Genomic DNA, 13,835 nt, shown 5'->3' on the forward strand with positions numbered 1-13,835 from the left:
GTAACCCCCGGTAGGGTTCCGGTCCATGAGTGCCACGAGCAGCAGCACCGGCGCGATACGCGGTGTGACGGGCAAGGACGGCGGCGCGGGTGGCGGCGGCCGGCTGGGACATACGCTCTCGGGGGTGGCCGTGGCGCTGGGCTGCGTGCTGTTCCTGGGCGGCTTCGGCTGGGCGGCCCTGACGTACCGGCCCTACACCGTGCCGACCGACTCCATGCGGCCCACCGTGCAGCCCGGCAGCAAGGTGCTCGCCCGGCACGTGTCGGGGTCGGCGGTGCACCGCGGCGACGTGGTGGTGTTCAAGGACCCGCAGTGGGGCGACCTGCCCGAGGTCAAGCGGGTGGTCGCGGTCGGCGGCGACAAGGTGGCGTGCTGCGACAAGCAGGGGCGCCTGACGGTCGACGGCACCTCGGTCACCGAGCCCTACCTCAACAAGGGCGGCGGCCCCGCCTCCATGGACGCGTTCCACACCACCGTGCCCAAGGGCTCGCTGTTCCTGCTCGGCGACAACCGGATCGTCTCGCAGGACTCCCGGATCCGGCTGGACGACGGCGCGGGCGGCTCGGTGCCGGCGAAAGACGTCAAGGGCCGGGTCGAGGCGACGGCATGGCCGCTGGGCCGGATGGGCATGATCAGCCGTACCGGGGCGTTCGACGCGCTGACCGGCGGCGGGGCGTCCGGAGCCGGTCCGCTGCCGTGGCAGGTGATCATGGTCATCGCCGGCGCGGTGCTGATCTTCGGCGGGGCGGCGTACGGCCCGGTGGCGAGGCTGGTCGGGAGGCGGCGATGAGCGGGGGAGCGGACGTGAGCGGGGCACGGGCGTGACCGGGGAGCCGCGATGACCGCGCGGACGGCGGGGGAGCGGGTATGACCGGGCGGACGACGCAGGCCCGGCGGCGGGCGTCCCGGGTGGTGCTGCTCGACCCGGCCGACCGGATACTGCTGCTGCACGGCTTCGAGCCGGCCGATCCCTCGGTGACCTGGTGGTTCACCCCGGGCGGCGGGGTCGAGGCGGGGGAGAGCCTGGAGGCGGCGGCGCGGCGCGAGGTGGCCGAGGAGACGGGCATCACCGATGTCGACCTCGGGCCGGTGCTGTGGGAGCGCACCTGCTCCTTCATGTTCGACGGCCGGCGCTGGGAGCAGGACGAGTGGTACTACCTGGGACGCACCGATACGGTCGGCGTGGACACCAGCGGGCAGACGGACCTGGAACGCCGCAGTGTGACCTCGGCCCGTTGGTGGACCTGCGGGGAACTCCTCCGCACTCGTGAGACGGTGTATCCCATCAGGCTCGCCGGGCTGCTGCGTACGCTGCTCGACGAAGGGCCCCCACAATCCCCGATCCCCCTGGGGACGGAACGCGACTGACGCACAATGGGGGAGCACGTACGGCTGAAGGGGAACATGCCATGAGCGCCGAGGACCTCGAAAAGTACGAGACCGAGATGGAGCTGAAGCTCTACCGGGAGTACCGCGACGTGGTTGGCCTGTTCAAGTACGTGATCGAGACGGAGCGGCGTTTCTACCTCACCAACGACTACGAGATGCAGGTGCACTCCGTCCAGGGCGAGGTGTTCTTCGAGGTCTCGATGGCGGACGCCTGGGTGTGGGACATGTACCGGCCGGCCCGTTTCGTCAAGCAGGTGCGCGTCCTGACGTTCAAGGACGTGAACATCGAGGAGCTGAACAAGGCGGATCTGGATCTGCCGTCGGACGACTCGGGCTTCAGCGGCTGAGCGAGCCGAGCGGGGCCGGTTGAGTCGGTCGGGGTCGGCGGAGCTGGTCAGGGCGGGACCGCCGAGGCCAGCTGGACCGGATCAGGGCAGGTCGGCGGGGGTCCGGAAGAAGTTATCCACAGGCCGGGATATCGGGCCGACGAGCGCGGTGCGCACTCTGTCACAGTGAGTGACGGAGGTGGTACGCATGAACGCGCGAGGTGCGCTGGGGCGGTACGGCGAGGACGTGGCGGCCCGCACGCTGCGGGAGGCCGGCCTGACCGTGCTCGACCGGAACTGGCGGAGCGGCCGGCGGGGCGAGATCGACATTCTGGCGTCCGAAGGGGACGCCCTCGTGGTGTGCGAGGTCAAGACCCGGCGTGAGGGGGACTTCCAGCACCCGATGGCGGCGCTGACCGCGGGCAAGGTGGCCCGGCTGCGCTCGCTGGCCGAGCAATGGACCGCCGAGCACGGTGGTGCGCCGCCGGGCGGAGTGCGGATCGACCTGGTCGGCGTGGTCCTCCCGGCGCGCGGCGCGGCCCGCGTCGAGCACGTGCGGGGGGTGGCGTGATGGGTTTCGCCCGTACGTGCTCGGTGGCGCTGGTGGGTGTCGAGGGGGTGGTGGTCGAGGTCCAGGCCGATCTGGAACCGGGGGTGGCCGCCTTCGCCCTGGTCGGGCTGCCCGACAAGAGCCTGGTGGAGAGCCGGGACCGGGTCCGGGCCGCGATCGTCAACAGCGGTGAGACCTGGCCGTCGAAGAAGCTCACGGTGGGGCTGAGCCCGGCCTCGGTGCCCAAGGGCGGCTCCGGTTTCGACCTGGCCGTGGCCTGCGCTGTGCTGGCGGCCAACGAACGGATCGCCCCGCCGTCGATCGCCGACCTGATGATGATCGGTGAGCTGGGCCTGGACGGCCGGGTGCGCCCGGTGCGCGGGGTGCTGCCCGCGGTGCTGGCCGCCGCCGACGCCGGATACCGGCAGGTCGTGGTGCCCGAGCAGAACACCGCCGAGGCGTCGCTGGTGCCCGATGTCGCGGTGCTGGGCGTGCGCAGCCTGCGCCAGCTCGTCGCGGTGCTCAACGACGAGCCGGTGCCGATGGAGGAGCCGGACGGCGCGGATGCCGCCCGGGGGCCCGATCCGATGCTGGCCGGACTCAAGGTGCCCGGCGGTGGCATGGGCACCGGGCTGACCCCGCTGCTGGGCGCCGGCCCCGCCCCCGCAGCCGGCGCCCCGGGGACGCCGGACCTGGCCGACGTGGCGGGCCAGCAGGTCGCCCGGCTCGCCCTGGAGGTCGCCGCGGCCGGCGGACACCACCTGTATTTGAAAGGCCCGCCGGGTGCGGGCAAGACCATGCTGGCCGAGCGGCTGCCGGGCATCCTGCCGCGGCTGACCCGGCAGGAGTCCCTGGAGGTCACCGCGGTCCACTCGGTGGCCGGGATCCTGCCGCCGGGCCGGCCGCTGGTCGACACCCCGCCCTACTGCGCGCCGCACCACTCGGCGACCATGCCCTCCCTGGTCGGCGGCGGCAGCGGACTGCCCCGGCCCGGCGCGGTCTCGCTGGCCCACCATGGGGTGCTTTTCCTGGACGAGGCCCCGGAGTTCAGCGGCCAGGTCCTGGACGCGCTGCGCCAGCCCTTGGAGTCGGGGTACGTGGTGGTGGCCCGCGCGGCCGGGGTGATGCGGCTGCCGGCCCGCTTCATGCTGGTGCTCGCGGCGAACCCGTGCCCCTGCGGCCGGTGGTCCACCCTGGCCGGCGGCTGCGACTGCTCCCCGACGGCAGTGCGCCGCTACCAGGCCCGGCTGTCCGGCCCGCTGCTGGACCGGATCGACCTGCGGGTGGACGTGGCCGCGGTCACCCGGTCCGACCTGATCGGCCACGGCGGCGGCGAGTCCAGCGCCGTGGTGGCCGCCCGCGTCGCCGAGGCCCGGGCCCGCGCCGCCGCCCGATATGCGGGCACCCCCTGGCGCGCCAACAGCGACGTCCCCGGCCACGAGATGCGCACCCGCTGGCACGTGGCCCCCGGCGCCCTGCACGCCGCCGAACGCGACATGGAACGCGGCCTGCTCACCGCCCGCGGCCTGGACCGAGTCCTCCGCGTCGCCTGGACCCTGGCCGACCTCGCCGGCCACGACCGCCCCACCACCTCGGACATCGCCCAAGCCCTCCAATGGCGCACCGGCGTCCCCCGCGGCGCCACGGCCCTGGCGGCCCTCCCATGAGCCCCGCGGGTTGGCCCCGCCGGGAGCGGGTGAGCGGGGACAAGCGGGGCGGAGTGTCGAGCGAGGAGGAGGTGGCGGACCCCGACAACAGAGGGGATGCAGAACGCCGAGCGGGCTCGAATGGCCGTGGTGGCGGAGGGAGGCGCGCGGGCCAGGAGAAGGCGGTGGACCGGGATGCCGTTGAGGAGTGGTTGCGGGCCGCTTATGCGGGCGGGCGGTTGACCGGGATCGCGGGGGGCGTGGAGCCCGGGGAGTGCGCGGCGTGGGAGGAGCGGTTGGCGCGGGTGGCGTTGACGCGGGTGGCCGATCCGGGGGACGAGGTGATGGGCCGGGCGGTGCGGGAGCGTGGGGCGCGGGAGGCGTTATGGGCGGCGCGGGCGGGGGAGCCGTTGCCGGGGGCGAGCCCGCGGCGGACGGAGAGCTACGCGATCAAGGGGGCTCGCGCCGATCCGTTGGCCGACCTGGCCGCGGTGCACCGGGTGGGCGGGCGCTTCTTGTGTCCGGGCGAGGGCGACTGGCCGGGGCAACTGGCAGACCTGGGCGACCAGCAGCCGGTCGGGCTGTGGGTGCGCGGCCGGCCGAGCCTGCGGTTGTGGGCGCTGCGGTCGGTGGCCGTGGTCGGCGCGCGGGCCTGTACCGACTACGGGGCCCACATGGCGGCCCGGCTCGGCGCGGGGCTCGCCGAGGCGGGCTGGGTGGTGGTCTCGGGCGCGGCCTACGGGGTGGACCGGGCGACGCACCGCGGCACCCTCGCGGCCGGCGGAGCCACGATCGGGGTGGTCGCCTGCGGGGTGGACGTCCCGTACCCGCCGGGCAACGCCGACCTGATCGGGGACATCGCGCGGCGCGGCTTGCTGATCGGGGAGCTGCCGCCGGGCGACCATCCGACCCGGGCGCGGTTCGTGCTGCGGAACCGGGTGATCGCCGCGCTGACCCGCGGCACCGTGGTGGTCGAGGCCCGCTACCGCAGCGGTTCGCTGATCACCGCGCGCCGGGCGGTGAAGCTGGGCCGGGTCACGATGGGGGTGCCGGGGCCGTGCACCAGCGGCCTGTCGGAAGGGGTGCACGAACTGCTGCGGGCGGAGGCGGTGATGGTCACCGACGCCGCAGAGGTGGTGGAGCTGGTCGGCAGCATCGGCGCCGACCTGGCTCCGGCCCGCCGCGGTCCGGTGCTGCCGCGGGACCTGCTCGACCCGCGGACGACGCGGGTGCTGGAGGCCGTGCCGGGCCGGGGTGACGCGGGGGAGGAGGAGATCGCGCTGGCCGCGGGCGCCGGGACCGCCGACACGCTCGGGCGGCTGCACGAATTGCAGGCGCTGGGGTTCGTCGAGCGGAAAGCGGGCCGGTGGGCGTTGGTCCGTACCGGGCGGGACGGGCCGCCGGGCCGGGACCGTTGACACGACGGACACACCATCAGGTGACAGGAAAAGGCGCTGACCTGCGGCGTTGCCAGGACCGGCCGTGCACGGCCGGTCCGGTCCGCATCATTGCCCCTTGGGTCCGGCCGCCCACCGTGCGCCGGTCCCCGCCCGGTCGGGCGACCCTGGCCCGGACAGGAACGTATCTGCGCATGTCCCACACGGATGCCGTAGCAATCAGCGACACTATGGTCACGCTACGCTCGCGGAGGTTCGATTTCCCGCCCACTTCACGGCAGAACGGCTCACAACGACGCATGCCCCAGCACACCCCCGGGCCCGAAAGGGCGACGGCAGCGACCGCCGCCGGCACCACCGCGCGGCCCGCCGCCCCCACGTCGTTGGACGCGCTGTGGCGGGCCTACAAGGAAACGGGGGACGCCCGGCTGCGGGAACAGCTCATCCTGCACTACTCGCCGCTGGTCAAGTACGTGGCCGGCCGGGTCAGCGTGGGGCTGCCGGCCAATGTGGAGCAGGCGGACTTCGTCTCCTCGGGGGTGTTCGGGCTGATCGACGCGATCGAGAAGTTCGACCCGAACCGGGCGATCAAATTCGAGACCTATGCGATCACCCGGATCCGCGGAGCGATGATCGACGAACTGCGGGCGCTGGACTGGATCCCGCGCTCGGTGCGGCAGAAGGCCCGCGCGGTCGAACGCGCCTACGCCACCCTGGAGGCCAGGCTGCGCCGCACCCCCAGCGAGCAGGAGGTCGCCGCCGAGCTGGGGGTGGGCCTGGAGGAGCTGCACGGCGTGTTCAGCGCACTGTCGCTGGCCAACGTCGTCGCGCTGGAGGAGTTGCTGCACGTCGGCGCCGACGGCGGTGACCGGATCAGCCTGGTCGACACCCTGGAGGACACCGGCGCCGACGACCCCGTGGAGGTCGCCGAGGACCGTGAGCTGCGCCGGCTGTTGGCCCGCGCCGTCAACACGCTGCCCGAACGCGAGAAGACCGTGGTCACCCTCTACTACTACGAGGGCCTCACCCTCGCCGAGATCGGCCAGGTACTGGGCGTGACCGAGAGCCGGGTCAGCCAGATCCACACCAAGTCGGTTCTCCAACTGCGGGCAAAGCTGGCCGACGTGGGTCGGTGACGGCACAGGGCCACCTTCTACAGTGGGGGAATGCCCAGGATTCGAGCGGCCTCGGTGGCCGAACACCGGACCATGCAGCGCCAGGCCCTGCTGGACGCCGCGCGTTCGCTGCTGTCCGACGGCGGCACCGAAGCCCTCACCTTCCCCGCGCTGGCCGAGCGCACCGGATTGGCGCGCTCCTCGGTCTACGAGTACTTCCGCTCCCGCGCGGCGGTGGTCGAGGCGCTGTGCGCCACCGACTTCCCGGTCTGGGCCGCCGAGGTGGAAGCGGCCATGGAGGCCGCCGAGACCCCGCGCGACAAGATCGAGGCGTATGTGCGCACCCAGCTCACCCTGGTCGGCGACCGCCGCCACCGCGCGGTGGTCGCGATCTCCGCAGGTGAACTCGACGCCGGCGCCCGGGAGAAGATCCGCGCCGCCCACGGCGGCCTGGTCGCCATGGTGGTCGCCGCACTGTCCGGCCTCGGCCACCCCGAGCCGCGGCTGACCGCGATGCTGCTCCAGGGCATCGTGGACGCCGCGGTCCGCCGTATCGACCTCGGCGCCGCCGAGGCCCCCGCCGAGATCGTCACCGCGGCGGTGGACATGGCCCTGCACGGCGTCAGCCGCTGACCGCCGAGTACACCGGCAGCAGCCTGACCGGTCCGGCGCGGCGCAGCGCGGCCGGCAGCAGGGACAGCGGGTCGGCGTAGCCCGTGGGGGTGATCAGTCCCCAGTGCAGGCACGGCCCCGCCCGGCAGTGCGCGGGCACGCCTCCCGCGGCCGGGCCGAGCGTGCCGACCACCTGCCCCGCGGCCACCACCGTCCCGGCCGGCACCGTCGCCCGTACCGGCTCGTACGTGATCCGCCGCCCGTCCGCCAGGCCGATCGCGACCACCGGGGTGCCCGCGACCGCCCCCGCGAACAGGACCCGGCCGGCCACGGCGGCCCGTACCGCTGCGGCGGGCCCTGCCCGCAGGTCCACCCCGCGATGTCCCGCCGCCCAGGGCGCCGCCGGCGGCTCGAACCCGCGCAGCACCTCCGGCCGACCGCCGGGCCCCGCCCCCGTCACCGGCCAGCACCGCCCGTCCATGCACACCGCGGGAGCCGCGCGCGCGGCCGCACCCCCGGCCGGTACGGGTCCCGCCCGCGAGTCCCCGGTCAGGATCCCGTGCTTCGGCAAGCCGCTCGCCACCGCGGCCCGTACCCCCGTATCCCGCGCGGCCGCCACCGGACCGTCCCCCGCGAGCGCCGCCGGCCCCACCACCGACCGCACCGGAAGAACCGCCGCCAGCACCGCGAGCACACCGGCCAGCGCCGCCACCGCCCACCGCACACCTGTCAGAGCCCTCGTCACGCCCCGCGTGACCCTCGTCGTGATCGTCATGCCCTCACGATCCCGCACCCGGCCCCCGCCGCGATGATCATGGTCCTGGCCTGTGGACAACTCGGGTGTCGCCCCGCAGTCCAGGGGTCCCGTACACTTTGTCTGGCGATCCGGGTCACCGGGTCGACTTCGCACGCCCCGCCACCTACCCCGCCAAGCGGGCGGTGGCCGCGCCTCTCGGTCCCTTGTGGAACGGCGCGCCGGGACGTCAGGCGCGACCGCCGTCCGGTGGTCGCCACAACCGAGCACCCAAGAGGAGTACGGCCATGGCCGTCGTCACGATGCGGGAGCTGCTGGAAAGCGGCGTCCACTTCGGGCACCAGACCCGCCGCTGGAACCCGAAGATGAAGCGCTTCATCTTCACCGAGCGCAACGGCATCTACATCATCGACCTGCTCCAGTCGCTGTCGTACATCGACCGCGCCTACGAGTTCGTCAAGGAGACCGTCGCGCACGGCGGCTCCATCATGTTCGTCGGCACCAAGAAGCAGGCGCAGGAGGCCATCGCCGAGCAGGCGTCCCGCGTCGGCATGCCGTACGTCAACCAGCGCTGGCTGGGCGGCATGCTCACCAACTTCTCCACCGTCTACAAGCGCCTGCAGCGCCTGAAGGAGCTGGAGGAGATCGACTTCGACGACGTGGCGTCCTCGGGTCTGACCAAGAAGGAACTCCTGGTGCTCTCCCGTGAGAAGGAGAAGCTGGAGAAGACCCTCGGCGGCATCCGCGAGATGCAGAAGGTGCCCAGCGCCGTCTGGATCGTCGACACCAAGAAGGAGCACATCGCGGTCGGCGAGGCCCGCAAGCTCCGCATCCCGGTCGTCGCGATCCTGGACACCAACTGCGACCCCGACGAGGTCGACTACAAGATCCCGGGCAACGACGACGCGATCCGTTCCGTCACGCTGCTCACCCGTGTGATCGCCGACGCCGTGGCTGAGGGCCTCATCGCCCGCTCCGGTGCCGCGCTGAGCGACAAGAAGGCCGAAGGCACGGGCGGCGAGCCCCTCGCCGAGTGGGAGCGGGACCTCCTGGAGGGCGAGAAGAAGGCCGAGGGCGACGCCCCCGCCGCCGAGACGCCCGCCGCCGAGACGCCTGCCGCCGAGACCCCTGCTGCCGAGGCCCCTGCCGCGGAGACCCCGGCCGCCGAGACTCCGGCTGAGGCCCCCGCCGACGCCGCTCCGTCCACCGAGGGCGGCACCGAGCAGGCCTGAACCAGGCCCGCGCCGCCCCGCGGCAGCGCGCAGCGCAGCAGCACGGCAGCACGAACGGTTCGCGGCGCACACCGCACCGACAGCACGCAGCACGACGAGAACCACGTGTGACGACGGCGGGGGCCCCGGCCCCCGCCGTTCACCCGTAGATCCACCGACCTTCCGGGAAGAGACTTACACCCATGGCGAACTTCACCGCCGCCGACGTCAAGAAGCTCCGCGAGCTCACCGCCGCGGGCATGCTGGACTGCAAGAACGCCCTGACCGAGGCCGACGGCGACCTGGAAAAGGCCGTCGAGATCCTCCGCGTCAAGGGCCAGAAGGGCGTCACCAAGCGCGAGGGCCGCTCGGCCTCCAACGGCGCTGTCGTCTCCCTGATCGCCGCCGACAACTCCGAGGGCGTCCTGGTCGAGCTCAAGTGCGAGACCGACTTCGTCGCCAAGGGTGACAAGTTCGTCGCGGTGGCCGACGCCATCGCCGCGCACGTCGCCGCCAGCAAGCCGGCCGACATCGAGGCGCTGCTCGGCTCCGAGATCAAGGACGGCCAGACCGTCCAGGCGTACGTCGACGAGGCCAACGCCACCCTCGGCGAGAAGATCGTGCTGGACCGCTTCGCGCAGTTCACCGACGGCTACGTGGCCTCCTACCTGCACCGCACCAGCCCCGACCTGCCCCCGCAGGTCGGCGTCCTGGTCGAGCTGGACAAGGCCGACGCCCAGACCGCCAAGGACGTCGCCCAGCACATCGCCGCCTTCGCTCCCACGTTCCTCAGCCGCGACGACATCGACCCGGCTACCGTGGACAACGAGCGTCGGCTCGCCGAGGCCACCGCCCGCGAGGAGGGCAAGCCCGAGGCGGCCCTGCCGAAGATCGTCGAGGGCCGGGTCAACGGCTTCTTCAAGGAGAACGTCGTCCTGGAGCAGGCGTTCGCCAAGGACCCGAAGAAGACCGTGCAGAAGGTGCTCGACGAGGCCGGTGTCACGCTCAAGCGGTTCGCCCGCTTCCGCGTCGGCGTCTGACCACCCACCGACCCGGCGGCCCGCTAGGGTCGTGACCGGCCGACGATCCACCGGCCGGCCGAAGAAGTGACGAGGAGGCCATTGCCGCTAGGGAACCCACGAGGACCCCACGGCAATGGCCTCCTTTGTACGTGCACGAGGAGAACCCATGGACGAAGGCGCCCCCAAAGCCACAGCCACTCACGCGGTCGCTCGCAGCGATGTCGCGCCCCGGCGCTACCTGCTCAAGCTGTCCGGTGAGGCATTCGCCGGCGGCGGCGGACTCGGCGTCGATCCCGACGTGGTGCACGCCATTGCCCGGGAGATCGCCGCCGTCGTCCGGGACGGATACGAAATCGCGCTGGTCGTCGGCGGCGGCAACTTCTTCCGCGGCGCCGAACTCCAGCAGCGCGGCATGGACCGCGCCCGCTCGGACTACATGGGCATGCTCGGCACCGTGATGAACTGCCTGGCCCTCCAGGACTTCCTGGAGAAGGAAGGCATCGAGACCCGGGTGCAGACCGCGATCACCATGGGCCAGGTGGCCGAGCCGTACATCCCGCTGCGGGCCGTACGGCACCTGGAGAAGGGCCGTGTGGTCATCTTCGGCGCCGGCATGGGCATGCCGTACTTCTCCACCGACACCACCGCCGCCCAGCGCGCCCTGGAGATCGACGCCGCGGCCATGCTGATGGGCAAGAACGGCGTCGACGGGGTCTACGACTCCGACCCGAAGCACAACCCGGACGCGGTACGGTTCGACGCGCTGGAGTACAGCGAGGTCATCGCCCGTGACCTGCGGGTCGCGGACCTGACGGCGATCACGCTCTGCCAGGACAACAAGCTGCCCATCCTGGTCTTCGAGCTGCTCGCCGAGGGCAACATCGCACGGGCCGTCAAGGGTGAGAAGATCGGCACGCTGGTCAACGACCAGGGCACCCGGGCGTGATGACGTCCGCCTTCACAATGACGTCCGCCTTCTGAAGACCAGGAGCACATGGTGATTGAAGAAACCCTCCTCGAGGCCGAGGAGAAGATGGAGAAGGCCGTCGCCGTGGCCAAGGACGACTTCGCGGCGATCCGTACCGGCCGTGCGCACCCGGCGATGTTCAACAAGATCGTGGCCGAGTACTACGGCACGGTGACTCCGATCAACCAGCTCGCCTCCTTCGCGGTGCCCGAGCCGCGGATGGCCGTGATCACCCCCTTCGACAGCTCCAGCCTGCGCAACATCGAAGAGGCGATCCGCAACTCCGATCTGGGCGTCAACCCCAGCAACGACGGCCGTATCATCCGGGTGGTCTTCCCGCAGCTCACCGAGGAACGCCGGCGCGAGTACATCAAGGTCGCCAAGACCAAGGGCGAGGACGCCAAGATCTCCATCCGCAGCGTCCGCCGCAAGGCCAAGGAGACCCTGGACAAGCTCGTCAAGGACGGCGAGACCGGTGAGGACGAGGTGCGCCGCGCGGAGAAGGAGCTCGACGACACCACCGCCAAGTACGTGGCGCAGGTCGACGAGCTGCTCAAGCACAAGGAATCGGAGCTGCTGGAGGTCTGACCTCCTGCCTGTTCCCCGCATGCGACGACCTACGACCACCGACACCGACGCGAGGCGAAGCTCCGTGAACGACTCTTCCTGGGGCGCTTCGCCACGCGCCGGCCATGCCACGGCGGGTTCCGCCATGGAAGGTGCCGTTACGCGGAACACTCCTGTCATGCCATCGCCGCCCGCCGCCCCGCCGCCGCCCTCCGAGCCCGGGCCCCCGCCCGCGCCGCAGCCGGGTCCGGCCGCCCAGCCCGCCCCGCCCGCCAAGAAGTCCGCGGGCCGTAACCTGCGGGCCGCGATAGGGGTCGGTGTCGGGCTCGGCGTGGTCATCGTGGCCTCGTTGTTCATCGTCAAGGCGGTCTTCGTCGGGGTCGTCGTGGTCGCGGTCACCGTGGGCCTGTGGGAGCTCACCTCACGGCTGGCCGAACGCAAGGACATCCACGCCCCGCTGATCCCGCTGGCCGCGGGCGGCATCGCCATGGTGATCGCCGGCTACCTGCGCGGCGCCGACGGGGCCTGGGTGGCCATGGCCCTGACCGCGCTGGCCGTCCTCGTCTGGCGGATGACGCAGCCGCCGGACAACTACCTGCGGGACGTCACCGCGGGCATCTTCGCGGCCTTCTACGTGCCCTTCCTGGCCACCTTCGTGTCGATGATGCTCGCCGCCGAGGACGGTCCGCGCCGGGTGCTGACCTTCCTGCTGCTCACCATCGTCAGCGACACCGGCGCCTACGCCATCGGCTGGCGGTTCGGCCGGCACCGCCTCGCCCCCCGGATCAGCCCCGGCAAGACCCGCGAGGGCCTGCTCGGCGCGATCGCCTTCGCCATGCTGGCCGGCGCCCTGCTCATGCAGTACGTCATCGACGGCGGCCACTGGTGGCAAGGCCTGCTGCTGGGCCTGGCGGCCGCCACCAGCGCCACCCTGGGCGACCTCGGCGAGTCCATGATCAAGCGCGACCTGGGCATCAAGGACATGGGCACCCTCCTCCCGGGCCACGGCGGCATCATGGACCGCCTCGACTCCCTCCTCCCCACCGCCCCGGTCGTCTGGCTCCTCCTGGTCGTCTTCGTCGGTCAGGGCTGAGCCCCGCGCCCCGTCCGCGGCGCCAAGGACTCCTCGCGGATCTGCGACACTGGAACGCACTATGCCTGTACCCGGAGAGCTCACCTTTGCCGTGCCCCGCGGGGCCAAGACGCCGCCGCGGCACCTTGCCGACCTCACGCCCGTGGAGCGGAAGGAGGCAGTGGCGGCGCTGGGCGAGAAGCCGTTCCGGGCCAGGCAGTTGTCGCAGCACTACTTCGCCCGGTACGCCGACGATCCGGCCGCCTGGACGGACATACCGGCCGGTGCGCGCGGGAAGCTGGCCGAGGAGCTGCTGCCGGAGCTGATGACGGTGGTGCGGCACCAGGCGTGCGACGACGGTGACACCCGCAAGACACTGTGGCGGCTGTTCGACGGGACCCTGGTGGAGTCCGTGCTCATGCGGTACCCGGACCGGGTCACCATGTGCATCTCCTCACAGGCCGGCTGCGGCATGAACTGCCCGTTCTGCGCCACCGGGCAGGCCGGCCTGGACCGCAACCTGTCCACCGCCGAGATCGTGCACCAGATCGTCGCCGGCATGCGCGCCCTGCGGGACGGCGAGATGCCCGGAGCGGCATCACGGCTGTCCAACATCGTCTTCATGGGCATGGGCGAGCCGCTGGCCAACTACAAGCGGGTGATCGGCGCCATCCGCCGGCTCACCGACCCCGAGCCGGACGGCCTCGGCCTGTCGCAGCGCGGCATCACCGTCTCCACCGTCGGCCTGGTGCCCGCCATCCACCGGTTCGCCGACGAGGGCTTCAAGTGCCGCCTCGCGGTGTCCCTGCACGCGCCCGACGACGAACTGCGCGACACCCTGGTGCCGGTCAACACCCGCTGGAAGGTCCGCGAGGTCCTCGACGCGGCCTGGCACTACGCCGACGTCTCCGGCCGCCGCGTCTCCATCGAGTACGCGCTCATCCGTGACATCAACGACCAGGCGTGGCGCGCCGATCGGCTGGGCCGGCTGCTGCGCAACCGCCGGGCGCACGTCAACCTGATCCCGCTCAACCCGACGCCCGGCTCGAAGTGGACGGCCTCCCGTCCCGAGGACGAGCGGGCGTTCGTGGCCGCGCTGGAGTCCCACGGCGTGCCCGTCACCGTACGCGACACCCGCGGCCAGGAGATCGACGGCGCCTGCGGTCAGCTCGCCGCCAGCGAGCGCTGATCCGCCTGCTGCTAGGGT

General features: G+C 72.3%; 15 protein-coding genes. 14 read left to right on the forward strand and 1 reads right to left on the reverse strand.

Annotation, left to right across the window (positions count from 1 at the left end; all coding sequences use genetic code 11):
* The first annotated feature begins 25 nt into the window (after positions 1-25).
* The 8 genes from lepB to ITX44_RS05155 all read left to right on the forward strand — a co-directional run bounded on the left by lepB (position 26) and on the right by ITX44_RS05155 (position 7,056).
* The gene (lepB, locus tag ITX44_RS05120; protein WP_205355758.1) at positions 26-790 is read left to right on the forward strand and encodes a signal peptidase I; all 765 of its coding nucleotides are present in this window, start codon (positions 26-28) and stop codon (positions 788-790) included.
* A 77-nt stretch (positions 791-867) separates the two neighbouring features.
* Positions 868-1,368, forward strand: coding sequence for an NUDIX hydrolase (locus ITX44_RS05125; RefSeq protein ID WP_205355759.1), 501 nt, complete (start codon positions 868-870; stop codon positions 1,366-1,368).
* Between the two features lie 41 nt (positions 1,369-1,409).
* Positions 1,410-1,736 carry a DUF2469 domain-containing protein gene (locus ITX44_RS05130; protein ID WP_205355760.1) on the forward strand — a complete coding sequence of 109 codons (327 nt, stop codon included), beginning with the start codon at positions 1,410-1,412 and terminating at the stop codon, positions 1,734-1,736.
* 187 nt (positions 1,737-1,923) lie between these two features.
* The gene (locus tag ITX44_RS05135; protein WP_205355761.1) at positions 1,924-2,286 is read left to right on the forward strand and encodes a YraN family protein; all 363 of its coding nucleotides are present in this window, start codon (positions 1,924-1,926) and stop codon (positions 2,284-2,286) included.
* The gene (locus ITX44_RS05140) at positions 2,286-3,932 is read left to right on the forward strand and encodes a YifB family Mg chelatase-like AAA ATPase (RefSeq protein WP_205355762.1); all 1,647 of its coding nucleotides are present in this window, start codon (positions 2,286-2,288) and stop codon (positions 3,930-3,932) included. Before ITX44_RS05135 ends, ITX44_RS05140 begins: the two co-directional genes overlap by 1 nt.
* A gap of 164 nt (positions 3,933-4,096) precedes the next feature.
* Positions 4,097-5,329 (forward strand): DNA-processing protein DprA, encoded by a 1,233-nt coding sequence (locus ITX44_RS05145; RefSeq protein ID WP_372440831.1) that lies wholly within the window; start codon positions 4,097-4,099, stop codon positions 5,327-5,329.
* Between the two features lie 278 nt (positions 5,330-5,607).
* Complete coding sequence (whiG, locus tag ITX44_RS05150; RefSeq protein ID WP_205355764.1) at positions 5,608-6,444, forward strand: RNA polymerase sigma factor WhiG; 837 nt, start codon at positions 5,608-5,610, stop codon at positions 6,442-6,444.
* A 30-nt stretch (positions 6,445-6,474) separates the two neighbouring features.
* Positions 6,475-7,056, forward strand: a complete 582-nt coding sequence (locus ITX44_RS05155) for a TetR/AcrR family transcriptional regulator (RefSeq protein ID WP_205355765.1) — start codon at positions 6,475-6,477, stop codon at positions 7,054-7,056.
* Here the strand turns inward: ITX44_RS05155 and ITX44_RS40790 are convergent.
* Positions 7,046-7,810: a peptidoglycan DD-metalloendopeptidase family protein gene (locus tag ITX44_RS40790; protein WP_236060021.1), complete on the reverse strand. Its 765-nt coding sequence runs from the start codon at positions 7,808-7,810 to the stop codon at positions 7,046-7,048. The two genes, ITX44_RS05155 and ITX44_RS40790, sit on opposite strands and share 11 nt — an antisense overlap.
* A 266-nt stretch (positions 7,811-8,076) precedes the next feature.
* Between ITX44_RS40790 and rpsB the strand changes: the two genes are divergently transcribed.
* From rpsB to rlmN, 6 genes are all read left to right on the forward strand, one after another.
* Positions 8,077-9,021 carry a 30S ribosomal protein S2 gene (gene rpsB / locus ITX44_RS05165; RefSeq protein WP_205355766.1) on the forward strand — a complete coding sequence of 315 codons (945 nt, stop codon included), beginning with the start codon at positions 8,077-8,079 and terminating at the stop codon, positions 9,019-9,021.
* 182 nt (positions 9,022-9,203) lie between these two features.
* On the forward strand, positions 9,204-10,040 hold the full coding sequence (gene tsf, locus ITX44_RS05170; protein ID WP_205355767.1) for a translation elongation factor Ts: 837 nt from the start codon (positions 9,204-9,206) through the stop codon (positions 10,038-10,040).
* A 148-nt stretch (positions 10,041-10,188) separates the two neighbouring features.
* Positions 10,189-10,968, forward strand: a complete 780-nt coding sequence (pyrH, locus tag ITX44_RS05175; protein ID WP_236060022.1) for a UMP kinase — start codon at positions 10,189-10,191, stop codon at positions 10,966-10,968.
* Positions 10,969-11,019: 51 nt separating this feature from the next.
* The gene (gene frr, locus ITX44_RS05180; RefSeq protein WP_205355898.1) at positions 11,020-11,577 is read left to right on the forward strand and encodes a ribosome recycling factor; all 558 of its coding nucleotides are present in this window, start codon (positions 11,020-11,022) and stop codon (positions 11,575-11,577) included.
* Between the two features lie 64 nt (positions 11,578-11,641).
* On the forward strand, positions 11,642-12,649 hold the full coding sequence (locus ITX44_RS05185) for a phosphatidate cytidylyltransferase (RefSeq protein WP_307795100.1): 1,008 nt from the start codon (positions 11,642-11,644) through the stop codon (positions 12,647-12,649).
* Positions 12,650-12,710: 61 nt separating this feature from the next.
* Positions 12,711-13,817: a dual-specificity RNA methyltransferase RlmN gene (gene rlmN / locus ITX44_RS05190; protein WP_205355769.1), complete on the forward strand. Its 1,107-nt coding sequence runs from the start codon at positions 12,711-12,713 to the stop codon at positions 13,815-13,817.
* Positions 13,818-13,835: the final 18 nt, after the last annotated feature.

It is taken from the genome of Actinacidiphila acididurans (assembly GCF_016918855.1).
In the GTDB taxonomy this organism is placed as follows: Bacteria; Actinomycetota; Actinomycetes; order Streptomycetales; family Streptomycetaceae; genus Actinacidiphila; species Actinacidiphila acididurans.